Genomic DNA, 22843 nt, shown 5'->3' on the forward strand with positions numbered 1-22843 from the left:
TCATCTGCCACTCGACATAGACCAAAGCCGCGTCCATTCTATAACGTGTTCTACATGAGCGATCGGGAATACGACGTGGTGGTGGTCGGCAGCGGCGCCGCCGGGATGACCGCGGCCCTCACCGCGGCACACCACGGACTCAGCGTGGTTGTCATCGAGAAGGCCGCGCACTACGGCGGGTCGACCGCGCGCTCCGGGGGCGGGGTGTGGATTCCGGGGAACAAGGCGCTGAAGGCGTCGGGGCGCCCGGACGACCGCGAGGAGGCCCGCACCTACCTGCACAGCATCATCGGCGAGGTGGTGCCGAAGGACCGGATCGACACCTACATCGACCGCGGCGCCGAGGCGTTCGACTTCGTGCTCGACCACACGCCGCTGAAGATGAACTGGGTGCCGGGGTACTCCGACTACTACCCCGAGGCGCCGGGCGGGACGGCCGAGGGGCGCTCCTGCGAGCCCAAGCCCTTCAACGCGAAGGTGCTCGGTGCCGAGCGTTTCAAGCTGGAGCCCAACTACAGCAAGGCGCCGCTGAACGTCGTGGTCACCCAGGCCGACTTCAAGCAGCTGAACCTGATCCGCAGGCATCCGCGCGGCATGCTGCGGGCCGCGAAGGTCGGGGCGCGCACCACGTGGGCGCGGCTCACCGGGAAGCACCTGCTCGGGATGGGTCAGGCGCTGGCCGCCGCCATCCGCAAGGGGCTGCTCGACGCGAACGTGCCGGTGCTCCTGGAGACGCCGCTGACCGGGCTCGTCGTGGAGAACGGCCGGGTGGTCGGGGTGGACGCCGAGCAGAACGGCGAGGCTGTGCGGTTCACCGCCAAGCGCGGCGTCGTGCTCGCGACCGGCGGGTTCGACCACAACGCGGAGATGCGCGCGAAGTACCAGCGCGCCCCGATCACCACCGACTGGACCACCGGCGCCCCCGCCAATACCGGCGACGGCCACCGCGCCGCGCTCGAGCTCGGCGCCGACACCGACATCATGGCCGACGCCTGGTGGGGCCCGACCATCTTCAAGGGCGGCAAGCCCTGGTTCTGCCTCTCCGAGCGGAACCTGCCCGGGTGCGTGATCGTGAACGATCGCGGCGAGCGGTTCGGCAACGAGTCGGCGCCGTACGTCGAGGCGGTGCACACCATGTACGGCGGCGAGTACGGCGAGGGCGACGGCCCCGGCGAGAACATTCCCGCCTGGCTCGTCTTCGACCAGCGCTACCGCAACCGCTACATCTTCGCCGGGCTGCAGCCGGGGCAGCGGATTCCCAAGCGCTGGCTGGAGAACGACTACATCGTCTCCGCGCCGACGCTGGCCGAGCTCGCCGAGAAGATCAAGGTGCCCGCCCACAAGCTGGCCGCCACCATCGAGCGGTTCAACGGATTCGCGAAGACCGGTGTCGACGAAGACTTCCACCGCGGGGACAGCGCCTACGACAAGTACTACGGCGATCCGACCGTCAAGCCGAACCCGTGCCTCGGCGCGCTGGAGGAGGGGCCGTTCTACGCGGTCGTCCTCGTGCCGGGCGACCTGGGCACCAAGGGTGGCGTCGTCACCGACACCGCTGCCCGGGTGCTGCGCGAGGATCAGAGCGTGATCGAGGGGTTGTACGCCTCCGGCAATGTGAGCGCGCCGGTCATGGGCCACACCTACGCCGGTCCCGGCGCCACCATCGGCCCCGCGTTGACCTTCGGATACCTGGCCGTCCTGGATATCGTCGAGCAGAAGGCCAAGGAGGTTCACTGATGCCCATCGACCTGGAACGCGCGCTCGGCGCCGAACTGCCCGGACGCTCGTTCTCCTGGACGCCGTCCGACGTACAGATCTATCACCTCGGGCTCGGCGCGGGCACGCGCTGGACCGACCCCGCGGAGCTGCGCTACCTGGACGACGTTTCGCCGCAGGTACTGCCCACCTTCGCGGCCGTCGCGCCGACCGTGCACGAGACCGAGCCGCCCAAGGTGAGTTACCCCGGGGTCGATATCGACCTGGCGAAGGTGGTGCACGCGCATCAGGAGATCGTGCTGCACCGGGCCATTCCGGCTTCCGGGAAAGCGACTCTGTCCGGTCGAGTGACCGAGGTGTGGGACAAAGGCTCCGCCGCTGTCGTTGTTCGCGAGCTGACCATTGTCGGCTCCGACGGGGAGCCGCTGTGGACCGATCGGTCCTCGATCTTCGCCAAGGGTGAGGGTGGGTTCGGCGGGGAGCGGGGGCCTTCGACCAAGGTCGAGATTCCCTCGTCCGCTCCGGATTTCGAGGAGTTGGTGCCGATTCTGCCGCAGCAGGCGCTGCTGTATCGGATGAGCGGGGATCGCAATCCGCTGCATTCGGATCCGGCGTTCGCGAAGGGGGCCGGGTTTCCGGCGCCGATCCTGCACGGGCTGTGCACGTACGGGATCACCTGCAAGACGGCGACGGATGCGCTTCTCGGGAGCGATGTTTCGAAGGTCGGCGGGTTCCGGGCGCGGTTCGCCGGGGTGGTCTTCCCGGGGGAGACGTTGCGGATTCGCGGGTGGAAGTCCGGCGATGTGGTCACGCTCGGGGTGACCGTGGTCGAGCGGGACGATGCGCCGGTGCTGGCGGATGTGGAGTTGCGGATCGCGGAATAGGTTTCGCCGCGCCTTGCGGACGCACTGTCGCCCGGGCGGCTGCGAAGGACGTTTCGGCCCGAGCATCGGTGCGGCGCGGGCGTAAGACCGCCACGACCAGCCGCCGACCTGCCATGATGGCCCGGTGCGGGTACTCGTGACCGGAGCGAACGGCTATCTCGGCCGGGCCGTCGTCGCAGCGCTGCGCGACCGCGGCCATGAACCCATTCCGATGGTTCGGGCGCCGGGCCGGGTCGGCGTACCCGGCCCGGTCCGGGTCGCCGACCTGCACGATCCCGGGTCACTCCGGGAAGCCGTCCGGGAGGTGGACGCGGTGTGCCACCTCGCCGGTCGCACCCGCGCCCGCGAGTCGCTCACCGACCCGCTCGGCTACTTCCGCACCAACGCGACCGGGACGCTCGCGCTACTCGACGCGATGACCTCGGTCGGCATCCGCCACATCGTCTTCGCCTCCACCGGCTCGGTGTACGGCACTCCGGACCGGCAGCCCATGACCGAGGAGCTGCCCGCGGCCCCGCCGCACCCCTACGCCGCCAGCAAACTCGCCGCCGAACTGGCGCTCGAATCGTTCGCCACCATCACCCTGCGGATGCTGAACATCGCCGGCGGCGCCGACCCTGACCCCACCCGCCTCCTCCCTCGCGCGCTCACCGCCGCCGGCTGCGGGACGCCGCTCACGGTGAACGGAGACGGGTCGGCGGTCCGCGACTATCTGCACATCGCCGACGCGGCGGATGCCTTCACCGCCGCTGTCGACCAGCTGCCCGCGGTCTCGCGCGCGGTGAAGTACAACGTCGGCAGTGGGGTGGGGAGCAGTGTGAAGGATGTCGTCGCCGCGGTGGAGCGCGTGACCGGGCTGCCGGTTTCGCTCGAGTACCGTCCGGCGGCGCCGGAACCGGCGGTCTCGATCAGCGATCCGTCGCGGGCAATCGCGGACCTGGGTTGGTCACCCCGCCGGTCGGAGCTCGAGGAGATCGTCCGGGATGCGTGGTCAGCGCAGGTCAGGACTCTCCGCTGAGCTCTGCCGAGCTTCATCGACCAACTGCTGCGCGGCGATGTCGGCGGGCCATTCGATGCGAAGGTCGATCGACGACGGGTCGACATCGTCCATGATGGCGAAGAGGTCGCGAGCCATATCGTCGACCTGTTGAAGGTCGAGTGCCTGGGTGACGCGAGCGACCTTGGGCACCTCGACGAGCCATGCGTCCTCGTCGCGCGAAACCCGCACGGTGTACGTCTTGCTCATCTCCACCATTCCTGAGCTTCGGTGCACAACTCGTCAATTGCGCGGGCCACCGTCACGGCGGAACGCGAAACCGAACTTCAACTGCTGTCGCTCCTGGCCGCGCTACCCCGCCGGCTTCCGCCCGCTCAGGGAAGGAGGTCGAAGTACTGCGGCCGGGCCTTCATCGCGTGGATGAGGAGTTCGCCGCCGCCGTCGAAGCGCAGGACCACCAATTCCAGGAGTCGACCGTTCGGGTCGAACCCCAACCGAAACTCGCGTGCGGGGTTCTCGTCGTCAAGATCTGCGACATAGACGTGGCGCTGCGCGGCGTAGAGGCCGTCCGCTTCTGCTATTCCATGCTTCAGGGCGGATTTGTGCGCCCTCACGCGACCTGGGTCCAGGCCCGCACCGCTTCTCGAATCGCCTCTGACCTGGAAACATGCTCCTGCTCTGCGCGAGCGTTCAGAGCCCGCAGCAAGGCCGCGTCCATCCGCACGGGCACCACAGCTCCCGGCCCGTCCCCGACCGTCGGCCGACCGCGTTTGCGCAGCTTCTCGGTGTCGTAGCCAGCTTCCGCCTCGTCTGCCCAGCCCTGGATCATCTGGTCGGTGACGGGCTCACCGCCGATCGTCTCATCAGTCATGCTCATTATTGTAATACGAAACTTTTCAGTCGAGAATTGCCGTGGCTTCGACCTCGACGAGAACATCCGGCTGGAACAGGTAGTCGACTCCGATCAGCGAGGCGGGCGGGAGGGGAAGGGGCAGGCCGATGTCGGCGGCGACGCGTTCGACGCCGGCCATGAAGTCGGTGATCTGCTCGGGTGCCCAGTGCGTCACGTAGAAGGTCAGGCGCAGGACATCGTCGAAGGTGGCGCCCGCGCCGGTCAGACCGATCGCGGTGTTGCGCAGCGCCTGCGCCACCTGACCGGCCAGGTCGCCGGGGGCCACCGGTGTGCCGTCGGCAAGGCGGGCGATCTGACCGCTGACGTGCACGTGCCGGGAGCCGGTGCCGACAGCGACGTGGTGATAGGGCGTCGGCTGCATCATGCCTTCGGGGGTGGAACGGATAACAGGCACGGTGTTCTCCTCTGGTTACTTCCGGACTAGGTATAACCTTGATACTTGGTATGTCCAGGACACTTCAAGGGAACGTAGTTTCATGACCGATACCTCCCACGCGACGGCCGAGTTCACCATCAGCGCGCCGCACCGCGAATTGCTGGACCAGGTGCTCGACAAGTGGTCGCTGGCGGTTCTGAACGAACTGTGCGAACGCCCCTGCCGGTTCAACACCCTGCGCCGCGCGATCCCGGCGGTCACGCAGAAATCGCTGACCGCGACGCTGCGCAAGCTCGAGCGCAACGGAATCGTCGAGCGGGTGCTGCTGAGTTCGCGGCCGGTCGCGGTGGAATATCGCATCACGCCGCTCGGGAAGACGCTGCGCCCGCCGATCGATGCGATTCTGCACTGGGCCACCAACCACATGACCGATATCGAGCGCGCCCGCGATCGCTTCGACAGCGCCGAGGAACTACCGGGGTAGGTGGCCGGGCGCGGCGGGGACCGGGATGTCGAACTGCCACGGGCCGGGCGGGCCGGGGCGGGCGGCGGCGCTCGTGTGCAGGGCCAGGTAGTCGGCGCGGGAGAGTTCGATGGCGCCGAGGGAGGTGAGGTGACCGGAGGCGACCTGGCAGTCGATGAGGTCGAAATCCCAGGCGGTGAGTTGGGCGCAGAGCCAGTAGAGCGCGATCTTGGAGGTGTCGCGAGCGCGGGAGAACATGGATTCGCCGGCGAAGGAGCGTCCGCACGCGACGCCGTAGAGGCCGCCGACGAGGTCGCCGTCGCGCCACACCTCGATCGAGTGCGCGTGGCCGAGGTGGTGCAGCCGGAGGTAGGCCGCGAGCATGTCCGAGCCGATCCAGGTCCCGGCGTCGTCGCCGCGGGGTTCGGCGCAGTTCGACATCACGTCGGTGAAGGCGCGATTCATGGTCACCGCGTAGTCGGCTCTCTCGACGGCTCGGCGATGCGACTTGGTGACGCGCAGGTCGGTCGGTATCAGGATGCTGCGTGGGTCCGGGCAGTACCAGTGGATCATTTCGCCGGGGTCGTACCAGGGGAAGATGCCCGAGGAGTAGGCGTTCAGCAGCCGCTGCGGAGACAGATCGCCGCCGAAGGCGATCAGCCCGGAGGGGTCGGCGAGTTCGACAGGTGGGAAGGGCTGGTCGGGATCGGCCAGGTACATCCGCATCAGGTCGGTAGCGTCCACCGGTGAGACGCTACCGACCTTCGCGAGGAGCCTCCTGCCGTCAGTTGGCCGAGGTGGCCAGCCGATCGGCGTAGGGGGCGACGAACTTTCCGACGATGGGCAGTTCCGCGCGGACGCCGCCGGTCTTGTTCGCCTGGACCATGGCCAGCACCCAGACGACGGCGGCGAAGACCGCGAGGGCGAATCCGGCGAGGCTGAAGACGATTCCCAGCGCGCCGAGGAGCGAGCCGAGGATGCTCAGGACGATATTGAGCACCGAGACCGCGCCGAAGAACACGATCGACTGCGCGGCGTGGAAGCGCACGTCGGGGTCGTTCTTGCCCACGAAGAGGAAGACGATTCCGGTGAGCCAGCCGAGGGCGTAGGAGAGGATCGCGCTGGTCTTCTTGTCCAGGCCGGTCTGCGGGTTGTTCTGGGGGAGCTGTGAAGATGTCATGCGGTAAGTAGATGCCGGGCGCGACACCTACCGATCCCAGGTTTCTCAGAACTCTCCGCTGAGTACGCCGCGCTTGAAGGCGGTCCATTCGCCAGCGGTGAAGTGGAGGGTTCCGGCGTCGGGGTTCTTGGAGTCGCGGACGTAGCGGTCGCCGTTCGGTGCCTCGGCCACCTCGACGCACTCGCCCTCGGCCTGGCTGTAGGTGCTCTTGCGGAAAGTCAGACCCGACGGCTCATGCTCCACGTTCGAACTCCCTCATCACCTGCCGCAGCAGTTGCCTACTCGCCGTCTCGTCCAGTGCAGCGTGTCTGATGCGGTCGTAGGCCTCATGGTACTTCGCGGTGTCCTCGGGCTTTTCGAGGTACATATTGCCGACCACCGCCTCCAGGTAGACAACCGGCGGTTCGACCGGCTCACCTGGGGCCGCATCGCCGAACCCAAGGATGACGAACGGTGGCATGGACACGCCGCCCGGGAACCCTGCGTCGAATGGCAGCACCCGCACCGAGACATTCGGCAACCGCCCGGGTACATCAGCCAGGTGCCGCAGCTGTTTGGCCATCACGCCAGGTGTGCCCGCCGGGCGACGCAGCGCCGTTTCGCCGACCACCACGTCCAGCTGCACCGGTTGGGTCCGTCGATTGATGATGGACTGCCGATGGATTCGGAACTCCACTCGCTGCTCCCGCTCGTCCGGTGTCAGGTCCGGTCGCGCTGCCCGGAGAAGTGACTGCACGTACTGGGGCGTCTGCAGCATTCCCGGAATCAGCTCCGGCTGGTACGAGAAAAGGTGAGTGGCAACCGACTCCAGGCCCACGTACACGTTGAAGCCGGGCGGGATCAGGTCACCGTACTGGTGGAACCAGCTCTTCGCGTTCCCCTGGCGGGCAAGCCCGACGAACGCCGTGGTCACCTCCTCAGGCACTCCGTAGACATCGCAGAGCGCTTCTACATCACGCGGACGAATGCGCGTCGTCTCCCCCGCTTCGATTCGTTGCAGCGCACTGGCACTCATCTCCACCAACCGCGCAGCTGCCGCTTGGGTCAAGCCGACCCGCGAACGCCATTCGCGGAGGTATCGACCGAGCTGTCGGCGCGGCAGTGTCGAGGCCGTCTGATCCATGAACTTCCCCCATTCCGGGTCCGCCGGTGCACCCACTTCGGGTGCAGCCCCCGACCCGCTACGAATACCTACTCCCACCTGCGACGGGCACGCCTCTGGGCCGACGAGCGAATCCGATCGGGCGCCCCGATTCGGCGAGACCATACTCTGCGGCCGATGTCTCATGGGCGAAATCGCAAGCCGGAGTGCGACGCTCCGGCAATCGCCAGTCGAGAGCGGGGTTTTGATGAACACCCGGATGCCGCCCTGGGGCACCACCCCGAAGCAACGCTGTGCGTACTACCGAAACGTGTGCGGCATACCCGCCTTCATCCCCCGGTGGTGTGTTCGGCAAATCCTTTGCACCCGGTACAGAGATTTCCGCGATCACTATGCCTGCCGGGCTCGGCGGTGCCGTCGCGGCTCGGCTGGAATCGATCGGCCAGGGCGCGCCTGTGTCGTGCTATCCGTCTTCCCGGCGGTGGATGTTCCTGACCGAGGTCGATCTGCCCGACGACCGCCCGCCTGCCGGACTGGCCGAAGTCAACGCCGGGATCGTCGCAGGCACGGATATTCCGCTCCCGTCTCCGGCGCTCCGGTGCGCAGCGGCACGGATCTGGATCGTGCCGCCGACCAGCACTTCGCTACCGTCGCGAAGCACGGTGATCGCCGCCCTCCGCCGGTGCGCGGCAGCGCGATGACCGCCCGCCCCGCTCCGGATCCGCTTCCGCTCCGAATCCCAGAGCTGATCCCACCGCCAGCAGATGCCCTGCAACCGCCGGAACTCGAATTGCTCGAGCGACTGGCTATCGCTGTCGCCCGCTGGGCCCAGACCTGACGATGCCGTCACCCCATCCACACGAGCCCGACGTGTGGCTCACCCTCCTGATCGGCGGGCTGGAGTTCCATTTCACCGCCTGCCTCACCGCCGCGCTGGTATTCGTCTGCGACCTCGAACACCACCGCCTCGCCGAAACGGTGCGGGTAAGACCGCACGGCCCGGCCAAAACACCGCGCCTACCGAACGAGCGCCTTTTCCTGGAGCCGTAATTCTCACCCCGCATCCGATCTACCGGGTTGGACAGCGGCGAGCGCGGCGTCCCAGGGAAAGGCACCTCCGCCGGGTGGATGGGGTTCGTAGCAGACGCGGATTCCGGATTCCCGGAGTTCGGCCAGGCTGCGGTGGAAAACGCGGTTCGCGGCGAGGACGGAATTGACGTAGGGCACGGTGACGATCGGTACTCCGAGGCCGGTGAGTTCCGCGAGTTTGATGAGGACGTAGGTATCGCCGATACCCGCGGCCCATTTGTTGATGGTGTTGTAGGTGGCGGGGGCGACGATGACGGCATCGGCGGGCGGGAGTGGAGGGTCGCCGGGGTTGCGGTGGGCGGTGCGCACCTCGTGGCCGGTGGTGGCTTCCAATTCAAGGATGTCGAGGAAGTGCTCGACGGCGGCGGGGGTGGCTATGCAGTGGACGGACCAGCCTTCGGCCTGCGCGGAGCGGACCATGTCCACGGCACGGTTGGCGGTGCCTGCGGCGCAGATGATCAGGTAGAGGGTGGGCACCGAGCGATCATGGCTCACCGGGAGTGCAGGGTGAACACGACCGAGTAGTCCACTCGACCGGGCGCGGTGGTGTGACCGTTCGTCGCGGTGAACGCGCAGTTGGCGACGAGCCGGTACTGCGTATCCACCTGGAGGTTCGGCACGACGGAGTGCCACTGATAGTCCGCGGGAATGGACGGGTGATGGTCGGCGTATCCGCGCTTCCCCTCGACATGGGCTCCGCAGGACATCGGCCCCTGCACGATCGCGCGCACGGAATCCGACAGCCGGAGGGACCAGAAGAGGCGAGGGTTCGCCGGGTCGTATACGGCGTCGGCGGTGAAGATCCCGTGGTCGCCGCTGTATCGGTGTGCGGTGTTCGATGGAGTGAAATCGGCCTGTCCGGGCTTCGCGGATGCCGGGCCCGCGGTCAGGACTGCCAGGATGCAGGCGATGACAGCCGAATGCGTGTAGCGCGACACGAGAACTCCCCCTGAGGCGTGTGGTCGACTTCGACGTCGACCGGCAGACCTGCGGCGATGTCGGTCACCGAGGCATTGTCGAAGGCGGAGAAGTGGAACCACACGAGCGTTTCACCGATTCGGATGACGCCCGTTCCCGTCGCTGGGTTCCAGCGGTGGATTGTGCCCCTGTCCATTTCCCCTCCCGGGTTCATCATCTCTCAGTGGCGCTCAGCGCGTCGGTGGATTCCCGATGACACCCTAGGCCGCTCAGGGCTCGGAGTGGGCCTCCACCGTGGTGGGGGCCGGGGTTGGCTCGGCGGCTGGAGCCGGGGCCGGGTCAGGTCGGGAACCGTTGCGGCGCACGGCTACTCCGAGCAGTACGAGCGCACAGAGGACCAGAACGAGGACCGGGGCGGCGAGGGGGGCGTAGGGGAGGTCGATGGGGACGCTTGCGACCAGGACGGCGCAGCCGGAGAAGAAGAGGGCGCCGACTACGGAGGGGATGGTGGTGGGGACTACCCCGGACGGGGCGGTGACGGTCGCGCTGAGCAGCAGGTAGGTGGTGGCGACCAGACCGGCGGCGGTGCAGACGACCAGGTCGACGTCGGCGACGGCAATGAGGCCGACGACGACGAGGACCGCGGCGACGGCGGCGATCCGGAACCACAGGCCGATGGCGGCCAAGAGCAGGACAACCAGAGCGAACCACGGCTCGACCACCCAGACGGCAACGGCGAGCAGCACCCCGGAGAGCGCGGCGAGGAAGCGCTTCATCGGCGGGCTCGAATCATGCGGCGGTGCTCGGGGATCAACTTCATGACCTGGTCGAGCCGGGCGTCCTCGGGCCAGCCGACGATGTCGACGCCGACCGTCCCCATGTCCCGGTACATGGCGGTCCGCTCCAACTGCCACATCTTGCTGAGCGTCGGATCGAGCCCCGCGCTGAAGGGCGTGCCGCGCAACACGTCGACCACGATCACCACGTGCCCGCGTTTGCGGAGATCGATCAGCGCCAAAGCGAATTGGGTGTCGAGCAGAGTGGAAAAGGCGACGATGATCGCGCCGAGCGGAACTGCCGCGTGCGGAGCGAGGGTGCCGGTGGTGGGGATGTGCTCGTCGCCGACATCCAGCACGGTGTCGACGATCCGATAGAACTGGCGGCGGCCGATATCGGGCCGCAACCAGCGCGGGGTTTCGCCTAGGCAGACGACGGCGGTGCGGTCACCGGCTTGCAGGGTGGATTGCACGACCTGGGCGGCGCCGCGCACGGACAATTCGAGCGAGTCGGTGGCGGGGCCCGGCGCCTGCTGGGAGGTGTCGACCAGGACGACGACGTCGGCGGAGCGATTCGTGAACCGCTCGGTGACGTAGAGCTTCCCGCGCCGCGCACTCACCGGCCAGTTCACCAGCCGCAGCTGATCACCCGGCGCGTAGGCGCGAATATCGGCGTACTCCACACCCGGCCCGTGCTTCCGGGTCAGATGCACGCCGAGCCGCTCCGGCATATCGATGCGCGGCAGCGTGAGCCGCTGCGGATCGGTGATCGGGTACACATACAGCTGCCCGGCGGGCAGCACAGCGGTAGCCACGGCAAGCCCCGCCGGACTCAGCGCGGAAACGCGGACAGCGGCGGGATACCGCCCCCACCGCTGCGCGGAGAGCGCGAGTTTCAACCCGGCCGGGGCGAGCCCGGAGTCCGAGCTCTCCTCGACGTGAATGGCAAGCCCACCCAGCGGCTCCGGCACCATCCGGAGCAGCGCGTGCCCGTCGTCAACGAAGGCGGCGACGGAGAACGTCACCTCCTCGGTCTCGAAACACCGCAGAGTCCCGGACCCGTCCACCTGGATACGGGTCCGCGACTGCTGCCACGGCGCGGTGATCAGCACCCCGATCATCGGCGCCGCGAAAACAACCAACTGCCACCGCTGCAGCACCAGCGCGAGCAGCAGCGCGCCCCCGGCGACGGCGAGCAGCATGAACACCAGCGGAGCGGGCCGCCACCGCAGCTCCGCCTCGACGGTGGCGCCCGCGTCCCGATGCCTCATGAGTTCGTGGCGCGCGGCACCGGAAGCCGGCGTAGCAGTTCGGAGATCACATCCTCGCCACGGATGCGCCGCACCCACATCTCGGGCCGCAGCGTGATCCGGTGCGCCATGGCGGAGACGGCCAGTGCCTTGATGTCCTCCGGGATGACGTAGTCGCGGCCGAGCAGCAGCGCCCTCGACCGGGACATCTGGACCAGGTCGAGTTCGGCGCGCGGGCTGGCGCCCACCTCGACCTGCGGGTGCGCGCGGGTGGCGGCGGCCAGCGCGACGACGTAGCTGACCACGTCGGGATGCACGGTCACGTACTCCACCGACTGCCGCATCTCCAGCAGCCCCTGGGCATCCACGACCTGCCCGACCTGCGCCGGCACCGACCCGCGCTCCAACCGGCGCCGGATCATCTGGGTCTCGTCGTGCTCGGAGAGGTAGCCGAGCCGGAGCTGGATGGCGAACCGGTCCAGCTGGGCCTCGGGCAGCGGGTAGGTGCCCTCGTACTCGATGGGGTTGTCGGTGGCGAGCACGATGAACGGGTCGGGCAGCGGGAAGGTCTCGCCGTCGATGCTCACCTGTCCCTCTGCCATCGCCTCCAGCAGCGCGGCCTGGGTTTTCGGCGGGGTGCGGTTGATCTCGTCGGCGAGCAGCATGTTGGTGAAGATCGGGCCGCGGCGGAAGTTGAAGCGGCCGGTGTTCATGTCGTAGATGGTGGAGCCGAGCAGGTCGGCGGGGAGCAGGTCGGGGGTGAACTGCACCCGGGTGAAGTTCAGCCCCAGCGCGGCGGCGAACGATCTGGCGATGAGCGTCTTGCCCAAGCCGGGCAGGTCCTCGATCAGTACGTGGCCGCCCGCGAGCACAGCCACCAGAATCAGCTGCAATTCGTCGCGTTTACCCACCACCACCCGCGACATCTCGCGGAGGATGGCCTCGCTGCGGTGGACGGTAGCGTCCATCGGCATGGTCATGTGAACACCCGCATTTCCCTCGACCCCATTGTCACAACCGCTGCAATCGGCGCAGGATCTCGTCCAGCGCCGCCCGCCCGGGCGCGCGACCGACATGGTCGCGAGTCGCCGAATCGGTCGGGTCCACCCATCGCCACAGCTCCGGACCGAACTGCTGCAATCCCGCAGCCTCGGTGGCTCTCCGGTTCTTGGCGATCCGCAGCCCGGTGGAGAGTTCGAACTCCTTGGCCAGCATGGGACGCAGGTGCTTGTCCCAGTCGGCCCTTGTCCCGTCGGCGCGGTCGGCGAGCACGGTCGCCCGCGCGTGCCAGCGCTCCAGCATCTCGGCCGGGCCGTTCTCCATCTCGTCCGGCGGCAGCGCCGGTTCGCTGAACGGTTGCCGCTCGCTCAGCCACCACCTGGCCAGCATCCACAGCACCAGCGCCAGCGGGATCGCCGCGACGATCAGCGCCTGCCCGCGGGCTACCCGGAAGGCGATCAGCTCGACGACGAGGACGAAAACCGCGCCCGCCGCCACCGCACCAGCACGGTTCATGCCATCTCCCCCTGCAGGTCGGCCAGGACGACCCGGAGCAGCTGCTCGGCGCGCATGCGCTGCCACTCCAGCATGGAGTGCGGGCTGAACCGCGCCTCCTCGAACATGGCGACCAGCTCGCGGGCCGACGCGTCGCGCAGCGCGCCGTGCTCGAAGGCGCGCGCCAGCACCTCCATGGGGGTGTCGGAGGCGAGCGGGGCGGCGGCGCGGTCGGCGGAGAGGCCGCGCTCCATCGCCACGTAGCAGGCGATGATGGCGGTGCGGGCGTCCTGGCCGGGGGCGTTCATGGCGGCCAGCCCCATCTCGGCGGCGCGGGCCAGCGAGTCGATGGTGTTCGGCGTCTCCGGCTCCGGCGGCGCCACGATCACCCGCCTGCGGGCCTGCGGGCCGGAGAAGAGCACCACGATCAGCCCGATCAGCGCGGCGCCGAGCAACACGGCGGCGGTGACGGCGGTGAGCAGCAGCGCGGTGCCGTCCAGGCCGAGCGGTGCCGAGCCGGGGTCGGGGGGCGGGGCGTCGGTGGTGAGCGGGGCGGTGCCGGTCGGCGACGGCGGCAGCACGACGGGGCCGGGCTCCTCCTCCGGCGCGGTGGCGCGCAGCAGGTAGGCCACCGATCCGACCGCGAGCGACATGGCGAGCAGCGCCAGCCCGGCGACCACGAGCACCCCGATCGGCCCCAGCTTGCCGAGCTCGCGCTCCACGTCGCGCTCGGGCTCGGGCACTGCGAGCGGCAGCCGGTGCCTGGAGGCGATCACCCCGGCGGTCAGGATCACCACCGAGACGGTGAGCAGCACCGGCATGAGCGCGAGGGTGAGCGCGGACGGCGCGCCCGGCTCCGGCGGACGCGCCGCCTCGGCACCAGGCAGGTGGCCGCGGAGCGCGACGACGGTACAGCAGAGCAGCGCGATCGATACGACCACGCGTGCGATCGGCGCTCGCGCCCTTGCCACGTTCAGTTCACCAACCCCGATCACACCGAATTCGCCCACATAGTTACATGCCGGGTGGTCCGCTCGAGTCCGAATCGGTGACATCCGGAGGGCTCACAAACCGCTCTCACCAGCGATCTTGCGGACTGGTCGGGTTCGGCCACAAACCGCACCGGCGTCTTCTGTGGAATCTCACTCCACTGTCTCAGGAGGCTGGAACAGGTGTCAGTTCGCCGAGTCTGCTGAGCATGCGGGCCAGGCCGGGGATCGGACCGGCGTCCGCGGCGAGTTCGGCGGGCGGGACGGTCGCCTCGACGGTCAGGTGCGCGCCCGCGTCGTGCAGCACGTCGACGAAGGTGACCAGGCGCGCGGCCCAGGTCGGCGGCACCAGGCGCAGCGGGGGGAGGCCGGTGAGCGTGATGCGCGGATGGGCCGCGACCAGGGCGAGGTAGTCGGCGGCGGCACCGGCGTCGCCGCAGACGGCGGTGAAGGTCAGGGCGACGCCGTCGTCGGTGGGGACCGGGCGAAGGGCGCGGCGGAGCGGGCGGCCGGGCGACGGCAGTTCGGGCAGGACGCCGGTGACGAGGTAGCTGCCGCCGGCGAATCCGCCGGTGGCGCGGTGGCCGCCGGAGCGGTAGTCGCGCGGGCCGTCCACGGCGAGCACGGTGAGGCGTTCGGTGATGAGCGCGATGGTCGGCTCGAACCCCTCGTGGAAGATCGGGTCAGGCAGCAGTTCGGCCGGGGGCTGGTTCGCTGTGACGATTACCAGGACGCGGCGGGTGAAGAGCACGTCGAGCAGGCGGGCGATGAGCATGCCGTCACCGACGTCGTGCACGTGGAACTCGTCGAAGCAGAGCAGGTCGACGTCGCCGACCACCATGTCGACCGCGGTGCGCATGGAGCCGGTGATCCGGACGGCGGCGCTCAGCTCGGCGAAGAAGCGGTGGAAGTGCAGCCGCGCCTTGTGCTTCGAGGAGGTGGCGGCGAAGAAGCGGTCCATGAGCATGGTCTTGCCGCGGCCGGGGCGGCCGTGCAGGTAGACGCCCGCCGGGCGGGGGCCGCCGGGTTTGCGCACGCGACCGCGGCGGTCGAGCAGGGCGTCGAGGGCATCGGCGGCCGCACGCTGCGCGGGGTCGAGCGTCGGTTCGGGCATCGCTTCCGGTTCTAACGCATCGGGGCAGCTGACCGCTACTCCGTCCAGCCGTATTCGCTGTAGGGAACGCCCGCGCGCCAGCCGGCGATGCCGAGCGCCGGGTAGCGGATGAGGTCGTCCGGGAGGGCGTCGAGCGGGAACCAGCGGAGTTCGTAGCTCTTGTCCGGTTCGCGGTTCTCCGGGGTGCCGGACCAGCGCTCGGTGTGGAAGAAGAGGCCGAGGCGGGAATCCCCTGTCGGGCTCACCACGTGCGCGGTGTGCACCAGGCGCAGGTCGGCGGGGTCGATCTCGACCCCGGTCTCCTCGGCCGCCTCCCTGGCCGCACCGCGCGCCGCGGGCTCGCCCGCCTCGAGTTTGCCCGCGGGCAGGTGCCAGCGGGCGTCGAACTCGTCGCCGCTGCGGCGCAGGCTCAGCAGGATCTCGTCCTGCCTGGTGAGCAGGGTGTGCACGTCGATCAGGTGCCGGGTGATCACCCCGGCAACCTACGCCGCGCTGAGGATCAGCCCCGAGGTCGGCACCCCTGTGCCAGCGGTGACCAGGACGTTTCGCACATCCGGCACCTGGTTCACCGAGGTGCCCCGCAGCTGCCGCACCCCCTCGGCGATCCCGTTCATCCCGTGGATGTACGCCTCCCCCAACTGCCCGCCGTGCGTGTTCAACGGCAATCGCCCGCCGAGCTCGATCGCACCGTCGGCGATGAAGTCCCGCGCCTCCCCGCGCCCGCAGAACCCCAGCTCCTCCAGCTGCATGAGCACGAACGGCGTGAAGTGGTCGTAGAGCACCGCCGTCTGGATATCGTCCGGGCGAAGCCCGCTCTGCGCCCAGAGCTGGTCGCCGACCAGCCCCATCTCCGGCAGCCCGGTGAGCGCGTCCCGGTAGTAGCTGGTCATCACGTACTGGTCGGCGCCGCTCCCCTGGGCGGCGGCGGTGATCACCGCGGCCGGGTTGGGCAGCGTCTTCGCCCGCTCGGCGCTGACGATCACCAGCGCGACCCCGCCGTCCGATTCCTGGCAGCAGTCGAGCAGGTGCAGCGGCTCGGCGATCCAGCGCGAGTTCTGGTGGTCGTCCAGCGTGATCGGCTTGCCGTGGAAGAAGGCGTTCGGGTTCACCGCCGCGTGCTTGCGGTCGGCCACCGCGACCCGCCCGAAGTCCGCGCTGGTCGCCCCGTACACGTGCATGTACCGCCGCGCCACCATGGCGACCTGCGCCGCCGGGGTGCCGAGCCCGTGCGGGTACGACCACCCGGCGTCGATCCCGGACGACGTCGGCGCCGCCGCCAGCGAGCTGGAGAACTGCCCGAACCGCGACACCGAGCGCTCGTTGAAGGCCCGGTACGCCACCACCACGTCGGCCACCCCGGTCGCCACCGCCATGGCCGCCTGCTGCACCGTGGCGCAGGCCGCGCCGCCGCCGTAGCCGATGTGGCTGAAGAAGGTGAGCCGCGGGATCCCGACCGCCCGCGCCACCGCCACCTGCAGATTGGTGTCCATGGTGAAGGTGGTGAGGCCGTCGACGTCGGCGGGGGTGAGCCCGGCGTCGGCGAGCGCGGCGGTCACCGCCTCTGCGGCCAAGCGCAGCTCGCTGCGGCCGGACTCCTTGGAGAAGTCGGTGGCGCCGATCCCGGCGATCGCGGCCTTCCCTGACAAGCCGCTCATGCCGGATTCCCCTTCGTGATGACGACCTTCGCCGTGATGTGATCGCCGAGGGAGTCGCTGCCGGTCACCGCGAGGTGCACGTCGTCGCCGTCGACCGCGGTGACCTCGCCGCGCAGGGTCAGGGTGTCGCCCGCGTACAGCGGGACGCCGAGCCGCAGCTTGATGGAGCGCACGATGGCCTCCGGCCCGGCCCAGTCGGTGACGAAGCGCTGCACCAGCCCGGTGTCGGTGAGGATATTGACGAAGATGTCCTTCGACCCGCGCGCCACCGCCTTGTCCCGGTCGTGGTGCACGTCCTGGAAATCACGGGTGGCCAACGCGGTGCTGATCACGAAGGTGGGGTCGGCGTGGATCGCCAGCTCCGGCAGCACGGTACCGACTTCGACGCTCACGAGAGCACCTGCCAGTACGGGAGCACGGTGTCGTCGTCGAGCTGCTCGAAGCCCGCCTCGACCTTCAGGTCCACGGTCACCCGATCCGGTTCGATGCCGCGCAGTTCGCCGAGCATCCGCACCCCTTCCTCCAGCTCGACCAGCGCCACCACGAAGGGCAGCGTCCGGCCGGGCACCTTGGGCGCGTGGTGCACGACGTAGCTGAACACCGTGCCGCGGCCACTCGCCACCACGTAGTCGACCGGTTCGGTCTTGTCCTGCCAGATGGCGGGGATCGGCGGGTGCTGCAGCGTGCCGTCCGGCTTCCGCTGGATCCGCAGCTCGCCCGCTTTCGTTCCGGCCCAGAAGAACTCGGTGTCCTGGGAGACCAGCGGCTTCACCCGCTGCCCCTCGTCGACGGCCGGTTTCGCCGCTCCCGGCGCGAATTTCAGCAGCCGCCAGAGCATTTCGGTGACAACCTCGTCGCCCACCCGCCAGGTGATGGTGTAGGTGAGGAACCAGCCGTCGCCGAGCCCGGTGCGCTTCGGGCCGACCACCTCGTCCAGCCTGCTGGTGACGGTCACCTGCTCACCGGGGACCAGGTAGCGGTGGTAGGTCTGCTCGCAGTTGGTGGCGACGACAGAGGTGAAGCCTGCGGCGTCGAGCAGTTCGTTGGTGGCCGTCATCGGGTCGTCGGCCGGGCGGTCGCCGGTCAGCCCGAGCATGGTCCAGACCTGGGCCATGGCGGGCGGGGCGACGATGCCGGGGTGCCCGGCGGCGCGGGCGGCCGCGTCGTCGACGTAGATCGGGTTGCGGTCGCCGAGCGCCTCGACCCAGTTGTTGATCATCGGCCGGTTCACCGGGTCGCGCCCGGCCCGCGGCGACGACTCGCCCCTGGCCCTGATCTCCTCGGCGGCGGCACGGATTGCCTCCGGAGTACTCACGCAGCTTCCCTTCGTTACCGGGGCACCCGGGGCAGCTTCAGCCCCGAGGAGGCGACGAGTTCGCGCATGACCTCGTTGACGCCACCGCCGAAGGTCACCACCAGGTTCTGTTTGGTCCGCCGGTCCAGCCAGGTGAGCAGCTCGGCGGTCTCCGGCTCGGCCGGGTCGCCGTGGCCGCCGACGATCTCCTCGGCCAGCCTGCCCGCCTCCTGCAGCGCCTCGGTGGAGTACACCTTGGTGGCCGAGGCGTCGGCGATCACGTCGTTGGGGTCTGCGTCCGCGCGGTCGGCGGAGGCCGCGACCTGCCAGTTCAGCAGCTCGTTGAGCCGCGCCATGGCGTGCATCCGGCCCAGCGAGCGCTGCACGTCCGGCTTGCCGAGCACGCCGCGCGGCCGCGCCCAGTCGCGCACCCGGTCGTAGAGCTGCTCGATCTTGCCGGACGGCCCGAGCCCGACCCGCTCGTGGTTGAGCTGGGTGGTGATCAGCCGCCAGCCCCGGTCCACCTCGCCGACCAGCATCCCGGCCGGAACCCGGACATTGTCGAAGTAGGTGGCGTTGGTGTGGTGCGCGCCGTCGCTGGTGATGATCGGCGTCCACGAGTAGCCGGGGTCGGTGGTGTCGACGATCAGGATCGTGATGCCGCGGTGCCGCGACTCCTGGCTGCCGGTGCGGGCGGCCAGCCAGATGAAGTCGGCCTCGTGCGCGCCGGTGGTGAAGACCTTCTGGCCGTTCACGACCCAGTCGCCGGTGGCCTCGTCGCGGACCGCGCCGGTGCGCAGCGCCGCGAGGTCGGTGCCCGCGTCCGGCTCGGAGTAGCCGATGGCGAAGTGGATGTCGCCGGAGAGGATGCCGGGCAGAAACTTCTGCTTCTGCTCCTCGGTGCCGTAGCTCTGCAGCGTCGGGCCGACGGTGAGCAGCGTGACCAGCGGCAGCGGCACGTCGGCGCGCACGGCTTCGTTGTAGAAGATCTGCTGTTCGACGGCGCCGAAGCCGCCGCCGCCGTACTCCTTGGGCCAGCCGACGCCAAGCCGGCCGTCCCGGCCCATCCGGCGCACGACGGCGCGGTAGGCGTCGCCGTGCCGATTCACCGCCATCTCGGCGTGCTCCTGCGGCGTCACCAGATCGGCGAAGTACGCGCGCAGTTCGGCGCGCAGCCTGCGTTGCTCGATGGTCAGGTCGATGTACATCTGGCCCCCAATCGCTCGAGACGGAAGGACGCGCCGCCGAGCCAGCGGGCAAGGTCCTTGGCCTGTGAGTAGTAGCGGTGCATGGGATGGGTGATGTCCACGCCGAGCCCGCCGTGCAGGTGGTGACACTTCTGCATGGCGGCGGGCAGCTCGGACGCGACCGTGTACGCGAGCACCTCCAGGTCGTCGTCGATCCGCTCCAGGTGCTCCGGGCTCGAATCGTCCTGGGCCAGCGCCCAGTTGGCCGACTGCGCGGCGGCGCCGACGGTGCGCGAGACCACGTACAGATCGGCGATCTGCTGGGCAACGGCCTGGAACTGGGCCAGCGGCCTGCCGAACTGGTGCCGCACCCGGACGTGCTCCGCGGTGAGCGCGAGCGCGCCGCGCAGCAACCCGTCGGTCACCGAGCCGATGGCGGCCACCGCGGCCCGGTGCAGCACCGGCAGCGGCAGCGCGAGCAGCTGCGCCGCGGGGATGGTGACGCCGGTCAGCCGGACCGTCGCCTCCGGGTTGCCGCCGGAGGCCGGGCTCGGGGTCAGCTCCAGGCCGGGGGTGCCCGCCTCGACCAGCGCGACCCCGGCGTCGGTGGGGATCAGCAGCCAGCGCGCCTCCGCCGCATAGGGCACCGCCACCTTGTGCCCGGTGAGCACCACCGAGCCGCCCTCGGCCACCGCGCTGGTCTCCGGCTGCACGGTGAACGGCGCCGCCTGTTCGCTGAGCGCGGCGGTGAGCACCGCGCCATCGGCGACCGCGCCGAAGACCCGCTCCGCCAGCTCGTCCGGCAGGACGTCGAGCAGCGGCACGACGCCGAAGCCGAGCGTCGGCAGCGCCGGTACCGCGACCGCGTCGGTGGACAGCTCGGTGAGCAGCACCGACACCTCGGCAAGCCCCATGCCCGCGCCGCCGAGCTTCTCCGGCAGCGGCACCGCGAGCAGGCCGGAATCGACCAGCCGCGGCCACAGCTCGAAGTCCCGCGCCGCGTTGCGCTCCAGCAGGCTCACGACCACCTCGGCGATCGCGTCCTGACTCTCGTCCCTGGTGAAATCCACGTTCGTCCCCGTCCCTACGTCTGCTCTCTCGGCAGCCCGAGGATCCGCTCACCGGCGACGGTCAGCAGGATCTGCTCGGTGCCGCCCGCGATGGACAGGCACCGGGTGAGCAGGAACTCCTTGACCTCAGCGGTCTCCTGCGCGCCGACCGTGCCCGCCACCTCGACCGCGAACTCCGCGACCGCCTGGCGATGCCGTACACCCACCAGTTTGCGCACACTGCTCTGCGCCGACGGGTCGGAACCGGTGAGCATGCGCACGGCGGCGTGCTGTTCCAGCAGCAATCCGGCGATCGCGTCCGAGATCAGCGCGCCCAGTTTGTCGTTGCGCAACTCCGCGCCGGGGCCGGTCGCCGGGAGCTTGGCGACCAGCTCCTCCAGCGCGGCGCCGATTCCGCTGCCGCTCATGGCGACCCGCTCGGCGGCGAGCGTGGCGCGGGTGATCTTCCAGCCGTTGTTCAGGTCGCCGACCAGGCCGTCGTCCGGGACGAAGACATCGTCCAGGAAGACCTCGCTGAACCGCGCCTCGCCGGTGATCTGCACCAGCGGGCGGATCTCCAGGCCTGGCGTGTCCATCTTCAGCACGAAGTACGAGATGCCTTTGTGCTTGGGGGCCTCCGGGTCGGTGCGGGCCAGGCAGATGGCCCAGTTCGCCCGGTCCGCGAGCGAGGTCCAGACCTTCTGGCCGCGCAGGAGCCAGCCGCCATCGGTGCGCTTGGCGGTGGTGCGCAGGGCGGCCAGGTCCGAGCCCGCCTCCGGCTCGCTGAAGAGCTGGCACCAGACGATCTCGCCGCGCAGCGTTGGCCAGGCGAACTGTTCGACCTGCTCGGGGGAGCCGTGCTGGAGCAGGGTGGGGACGGCCCAGCCGCCGATGGTGAGGTCGGGGACGGCGACGCCTGCGCGGCGCAGCTCCTCCGAGATCATCAGGCCGGTCATGGGGTTCGCGGCGCGGCCGTACGGGCGCGGCCAGTGCGGCATGATCATGCCCGCCTCGGCCAGCGCCGCGCGCTGCTCGTCCGCGGGGAGCGCCGCGATGGCGGCTACTTCTGCGGCGAGTTCGCTGCCGACCGCGGCGATCTCGCCCTCCGCGGCCGGGTGACCAGCGTCGGCGGCCGCGCCCGACCCGGCGGCGCTCCCACCGGATGCGGCCGTGCTCGCACCGGATGCGGCCGCGGGGCCGCCGGCGACGGTGCCGGGTCCGACCGCTTCGGCAAGCACTCCGTCCGCGGCGAGGATCCGCTCGGCGCCGGTAGTGCGGCGGTGCCCGGCGCGGGTCAGCTCGGTGACCCGGGCGCGCCAGCGCTCGCCACCGCCGAGCAACTGCTTGAGCAGCAGCGCGCGGCGCAGGTAGAAGTGCGCGTCGTGCTCCCAGGTGAAGCCGATCCCGCCGAGCACCTGGATGCAGTCCTTGGCCGTCTGCACGGCGGCGTCCAGCGAGATGGCGCCCGCGATGGCGGCCGCGATCGGCAGCTCGGCCCCGCCCTCGTCCACCGCGGCGGCGGCGTCGGCGGCGACCGCGCGGATCAGCTCGGTGCGGCAGAGCATCCACGCGCAGATGTGCTTGACCGCCTGGAACGACCCGATCTGCCTGCCGAACTGGGTGCGCGTCCGCGCGTAGTCGGCGGCGGTCTCCAGGCACCAGCCGGTGATCCCGGCCAGCTCGGCCGTCGCCAGCGCGAGCACCAGGTCGCCGACCGCGTACGGCGAGCGGAAGACCCGCTCGGCGGGGACCGCGACCTCGGTGAGGTACACCCGCGCCAGCGGCGAGCCGGGGTCGGCGGAGTCGAGCGGCTCGATCCGCAACCCTTCGGTGTCCGGCGGGAGCAGCACCCAGCGCGTGCCGTCGTCGGCGGCGACCGGCAGCAACACGGCGGCATCCGGGGTGGCGCCGAGCACCGTCTCCCAGACCCCGCTGAGCGGGGCGCCGCCGGGGGCGGCGGGTAGGCTCTGCTCCGCGCCGCCGATGCCGTCGAGCGCCAGTCCGCAGGGCAGCTCCTCGTCGAGCGCGCCGACGGTGACCAGCTGGGCCACCGCCGTCGTCAGGACGGGACCGCCGACCAGATCGTGCGCGGCCTGCTCGACCAGCACCGCGAGATCGGTCACCGACCCGCCGGCGCCGCCCGCCTCCTCCGCGACCGCGACCCGGAAGATTCCGAGATCGGTCAGTGCGGGCCAGTAGCCACGCCAGAATCCGGCCTCGCCGGTGCGCATTGTTGCAATCGGCCGGACCGATCCGGACCAGCCGCGCATCGACTCCTGGACGGCTTTGTGCTCGTCAGTGGTGGCGATGGTCACACTCATGACCGCCTTCCCGGCGTGACTGCCACACCTAGAACATGTTCTAATATCTCTGCCGGGCGGAAGTCAAGAGCGGGCC

General features: G+C 69.8%; 29 protein-coding genes. 6 read left to right on the forward strand and 23 right to left on the reverse strand.

All coding sequences use genetic code 11. The annotated features are described in order from the left end of the window. Positions 1 to 54: 54 nt before the first annotated feature. The 3 genes from kstD to ACFUJ1_RS14345 all read left to right on the forward strand — a co-directional run bounded on the left by kstD (position 55) and on the right by ACFUJ1_RS14345 (position 3618). Positions 55 to 1737: a 3-oxosteroid 1-dehydrogenase gene (gene kstD, locus ACFUJ1_RS14335; RefSeq protein ID WP_378645623.1), complete on the forward strand. Its 1683-nt coding sequence runs from the start codon at positions 55 to 57 to the stop codon at positions 1735 to 1737. After that, positions 1737 to 2600: a MaoC/PaaZ C-terminal domain-containing protein gene (locus tag ACFUJ1_RS14340; protein ID WP_378645624.1), complete on the forward strand. Its 864-nt coding sequence runs from the start codon at positions 1737 to 1739 to the stop codon at positions 2598 to 2600. Before kstD ends, ACFUJ1_RS14340 begins: the two co-directional genes overlap by 1 nt. A gap of 124 nt (positions 2601 to 2724) precedes the next feature. Next, positions 2725 to 3618: an NAD-dependent epimerase/dehydratase family protein gene (locus ACFUJ1_RS14345; RefSeq protein ID WP_378645626.1), complete on the forward strand. Its 894-nt coding sequence runs from the start codon at positions 2725 to 2727 to the stop codon at positions 3616 to 3618. On the opposite strand, the gene ACFUJ1_RS14350 is transcribed toward ACFUJ1_RS14345, so the two are convergent. The 4 genes from ACFUJ1_RS14350 to ACFUJ1_RS14365 all read right to left on the reverse strand — a co-directional run bounded on the left by ACFUJ1_RS14350 (position 3592) and on the right by ACFUJ1_RS14365 (position 4874). Beyond that, positions 3592 to 3846 (reverse strand): hypothetical protein, encoded by a 255-nt coding sequence (locus tag ACFUJ1_RS14350; RefSeq protein WP_378645627.1) that lies wholly within the window; start codon positions 3844 to 3846, stop codon positions 3592 to 3594. The genes ACFUJ1_RS14345 and ACFUJ1_RS14350 overlap by 27 nt on opposite strands. 125 nt (positions 3847 to 3971) lie before the next feature. Beyond that, on the reverse strand, positions 3972 to 4211 hold the full coding sequence (locus tag ACFUJ1_RS14355) for a toxin (RefSeq protein WP_378645629.1): 240 nt from the start codon (positions 4209 to 4211) through the stop codon (positions 3972 to 3974). Next, positions 4208 to 4468, reverse strand: coding sequence for a ribbon-helix-helix domain-containing protein (locus ACFUJ1_RS14360; protein WP_378645630.1), 261 nt, complete (start codon positions 4466 to 4468; stop codon positions 4208 to 4210). The genes ACFUJ1_RS14355 and ACFUJ1_RS14360 overlap by 4 nt, the downstream gene beginning before the upstream one ends. Positions 4469 to 4493: 25 nt before the next feature. Continuing rightward, positions 4494 to 4874, reverse strand: coding sequence for a Rid family hydrolase (locus ACFUJ1_RS14365; protein WP_378645741.1), 381 nt, complete (start codon positions 4872 to 4874; stop codon positions 4494 to 4496). Between the two features lie 112 nt (positions 4875 to 4986). Between ACFUJ1_RS14365 and ACFUJ1_RS14370 the strand changes: the two genes are divergently transcribed. Next, on the forward strand, positions 4987 to 5370 hold the full coding sequence (locus ACFUJ1_RS14370; protein ID WP_378645632.1) for a winged helix-turn-helix transcriptional regulator: 384 nt from the start codon (positions 4987 to 4989) through the stop codon (positions 5368 to 5370). On the opposite strand, the gene aat is transcribed toward ACFUJ1_RS14370, so the two are convergent. From aat to ACFUJ1_RS14390, 4 genes are read right to left on the reverse strand one after another with little or no spacing between them, the layout of a single operon-like run. Further along, positions 5359 to 6093, reverse strand: a complete 735-nt coding sequence (gene aat / locus ACFUJ1_RS14375) for a leucyl/phenylalanyl-tRNA--protein transferase (RefSeq protein ID WP_378645634.1) — start codon at positions 6091 to 6093, stop codon at positions 5359 to 5361. The two genes, ACFUJ1_RS14370 and aat, sit on opposite strands and share 12 nt — an antisense overlap. A 40-nt stretch (positions 6094 to 6133) precedes the next feature. Continuing rightward, on the reverse strand, positions 6134 to 6529 hold the full coding sequence (locus tag ACFUJ1_RS14380; RefSeq protein ID WP_378645635.1) for a DUF4870 domain-containing protein: 396 nt from the start codon (positions 6527 to 6529) through the stop codon (positions 6134 to 6136). A 45-nt stretch (positions 6530 to 6574) separates the two neighbouring features. Continuing rightward, on the reverse strand, positions 6575 to 6772 hold the full coding sequence (locus tag ACFUJ1_RS14385) for a DUF397 domain-containing protein (protein WP_378645637.1): 198 nt from the start codon (positions 6770 to 6772) through the stop codon (positions 6575 to 6577). Beyond that, positions 6762 to 7652, reverse strand: coding sequence for a helix-turn-helix domain-containing protein (locus ACFUJ1_RS14390; RefSeq protein ID WP_378645638.1), 891 nt, complete (start codon positions 7650 to 7652; stop codon positions 6762 to 6764). The genes ACFUJ1_RS14385 and ACFUJ1_RS14390 overlap by 11 nt, the downstream gene beginning before the upstream one ends. A 323-nt stretch (positions 7653 to 7975) precedes the next feature. Here ACFUJ1_RS14390 and ACFUJ1_RS14395 point away from each other — a divergent pair, with 323 nt between their 5' ends. Both ACFUJ1_RS14395 and ACFUJ1_RS14400 read left to right on the forward strand, forming a co-directional pair. Beyond that, positions 7976 to 8332, forward strand: coding sequence for a hypothetical protein (locus ACFUJ1_RS14395; protein ID WP_378645640.1), 357 nt, complete (start codon positions 7976 to 7978; stop codon positions 8330 to 8332). Between the two features lie 169 nt (positions 8333 to 8501). Further along, positions 8502 to 8681 (forward strand): hypothetical protein, encoded by a 180-nt coding sequence (locus ACFUJ1_RS14400; protein WP_378645641.1) that lies wholly within the window; start codon positions 8502 to 8504, stop codon positions 8679 to 8681. Between the two features lie 3 nt (positions 8682 to 8684). Here the strand turns inward: ACFUJ1_RS14400 and ACFUJ1_RS14405 are convergent, their stop codons facing one another. The 15 genes from ACFUJ1_RS14405 to ACFUJ1_RS14475 form a co-directional block, all read right to left on the reverse strand. Then, on the reverse strand, positions 8685 to 9197 hold the full coding sequence (locus ACFUJ1_RS14405) for a flavoprotein (RefSeq protein ID WP_378645643.1): 513 nt from the start codon (positions 9195 to 9197) through the stop codon (positions 8685 to 8687). A 14-nt stretch (positions 9198 to 9211) separates the two neighbouring features. Continuing rightward, entirely contained in the window at positions 9212 to 9658 is a 447-nt protein-coding gene (locus tag ACFUJ1_RS14410) for a hypothetical protein (protein WP_378645644.1), read from the reverse strand. A 249-nt stretch (positions 9659 to 9907) separates the two neighbouring features. Then, positions 9908 to 10414, reverse strand: coding sequence for a hypothetical protein (locus ACFUJ1_RS14415; RefSeq protein ID WP_378645646.1), 507 nt, complete (start codon positions 10412 to 10414; stop codon positions 9908 to 9910). Continuing rightward, positions 10411 to 11685 carry a DUF58 domain-containing protein gene (locus tag ACFUJ1_RS14420; protein WP_378645647.1) on the reverse strand — a complete coding sequence of 425 codons (1275 nt, stop codon included), beginning with the start codon at positions 11683 to 11685 and terminating at the stop codon, positions 10411 to 10413. Before ACFUJ1_RS14420 ends, ACFUJ1_RS14415 begins: the two co-directional genes overlap by 4 nt. After that, positions 11682 to 12644, reverse strand: a complete 963-nt coding sequence (locus tag ACFUJ1_RS14425; protein ID WP_378645649.1) for an AAA family ATPase — start codon at positions 12642 to 12644, stop codon at positions 11682 to 11684. Before ACFUJ1_RS14425 ends, ACFUJ1_RS14420 begins: the two co-directional genes overlap by 4 nt. 31 nt (positions 12645 to 12675) lie before the next feature. Beyond that, positions 12676 to 13179: a hypothetical protein gene (locus ACFUJ1_RS14430; protein WP_378645650.1), complete on the reverse strand. Its 504-nt coding sequence runs from the start codon at positions 13177 to 13179 to the stop codon at positions 12676 to 12678. Then, on the reverse strand, positions 13176 to 14099 hold the full coding sequence (locus ACFUJ1_RS14435; RefSeq protein WP_378645652.1) for a DUF4129 domain-containing protein: 924 nt from the start codon (positions 14097 to 14099) through the stop codon (positions 13176 to 13178). Before ACFUJ1_RS14435 ends, ACFUJ1_RS14430 begins: the two co-directional genes overlap by 4 nt. A 214-nt stretch (positions 14100 to 14313) precedes the next feature. Further along, complete coding sequence (gene zapE, locus ACFUJ1_RS14440; protein ID WP_378645653.1) at positions 14314 to 15261, reverse strand: cell division protein ZapE; 948 nt, start codon at positions 15259 to 15261, stop codon at positions 14314 to 14316. A gap of 35 nt (positions 15262 to 15296) precedes the next feature. Continuing rightward, positions 15297 to 15734 carry an NUDIX domain-containing protein gene (locus ACFUJ1_RS14445; protein ID WP_378645655.1) on the reverse strand — a complete coding sequence of 146 codons (438 nt, stop codon included), beginning with the start codon at positions 15732 to 15734 and terminating at the stop codon, positions 15297 to 15299. Positions 15735 to 15743: 9 nt separating this feature from the next. Beyond that, a complete protein-coding gene (locus tag ACFUJ1_RS14450) occupies positions 15744 to 16916 on the reverse strand; it encodes a lipid-transfer protein (RefSeq protein WP_378645656.1) in 1173 nt (390 codons plus the stop codon). Then, positions 16913 to 17308: a MaoC family dehydratase gene (locus ACFUJ1_RS14455; RefSeq protein ID WP_378645658.1), complete on the reverse strand. Its 396-nt coding sequence runs from the start codon at positions 17306 to 17308 to the stop codon at positions 16913 to 16915. Before ACFUJ1_RS14455 ends, ACFUJ1_RS14450 begins: the two co-directional genes overlap by 4 nt. Continuing rightward, positions 17305 to 18231 carry a bifunctional MaoC family dehydratase N-terminal/OB-fold nucleic acid binding domain-containing protein gene (locus tag ACFUJ1_RS14460; protein ID WP_378645660.1) on the reverse strand — a complete coding sequence of 309 codons (927 nt, stop codon included), beginning with the start codon at positions 18229 to 18231 and terminating at the stop codon, positions 17305 to 17307. Before ACFUJ1_RS14460 ends, ACFUJ1_RS14455 begins: the two co-directional genes overlap by 4 nt. Before the next feature lie 14 nt (positions 18232 to 18245). After that, the gene (locus tag ACFUJ1_RS14465) at positions 18246 to 19418 is read right to left on the reverse strand and encodes an acyl-CoA dehydrogenase family protein (RefSeq protein ID WP_378645661.1); all 1173 of its coding nucleotides are present in this window, start codon (positions 19416 to 19418) and stop codon (positions 18246 to 18248) included. Beyond that, the gene (locus ACFUJ1_RS14470; RefSeq protein ID WP_378645663.1) at positions 19403 to 20467 is read right to left on the reverse strand and encodes an acyl-CoA dehydrogenase family protein; all 1065 of its coding nucleotides are present in this window, start codon (positions 20465 to 20467) and stop codon (positions 19403 to 19405) included. Before ACFUJ1_RS14470 ends, ACFUJ1_RS14465 begins: the two co-directional genes overlap by 16 nt. 14 nt (positions 20468 to 20481) lie before the next feature. Next, positions 20482 to 22767 (reverse strand): acyl-CoA dehydrogenase family protein, encoded by a 2286-nt coding sequence (locus ACFUJ1_RS14475; RefSeq protein ID WP_378645664.1) that lies wholly within the window; start codon positions 22765 to 22767, stop codon positions 20482 to 20484. Between the last annotated feature and the right edge of the window lie 76 nt (positions 22768 to 22843).

It is taken from the genome of Nocardia sp. NPDC057227 (genome assembly GCF_042669725.1).
Taxonomy (GTDB): Bacteria; Actinomycetota; Actinomycetes; order Mycobacteriales; family Mycobacteriaceae; genus Nocardia; species Nocardia asteroides_A.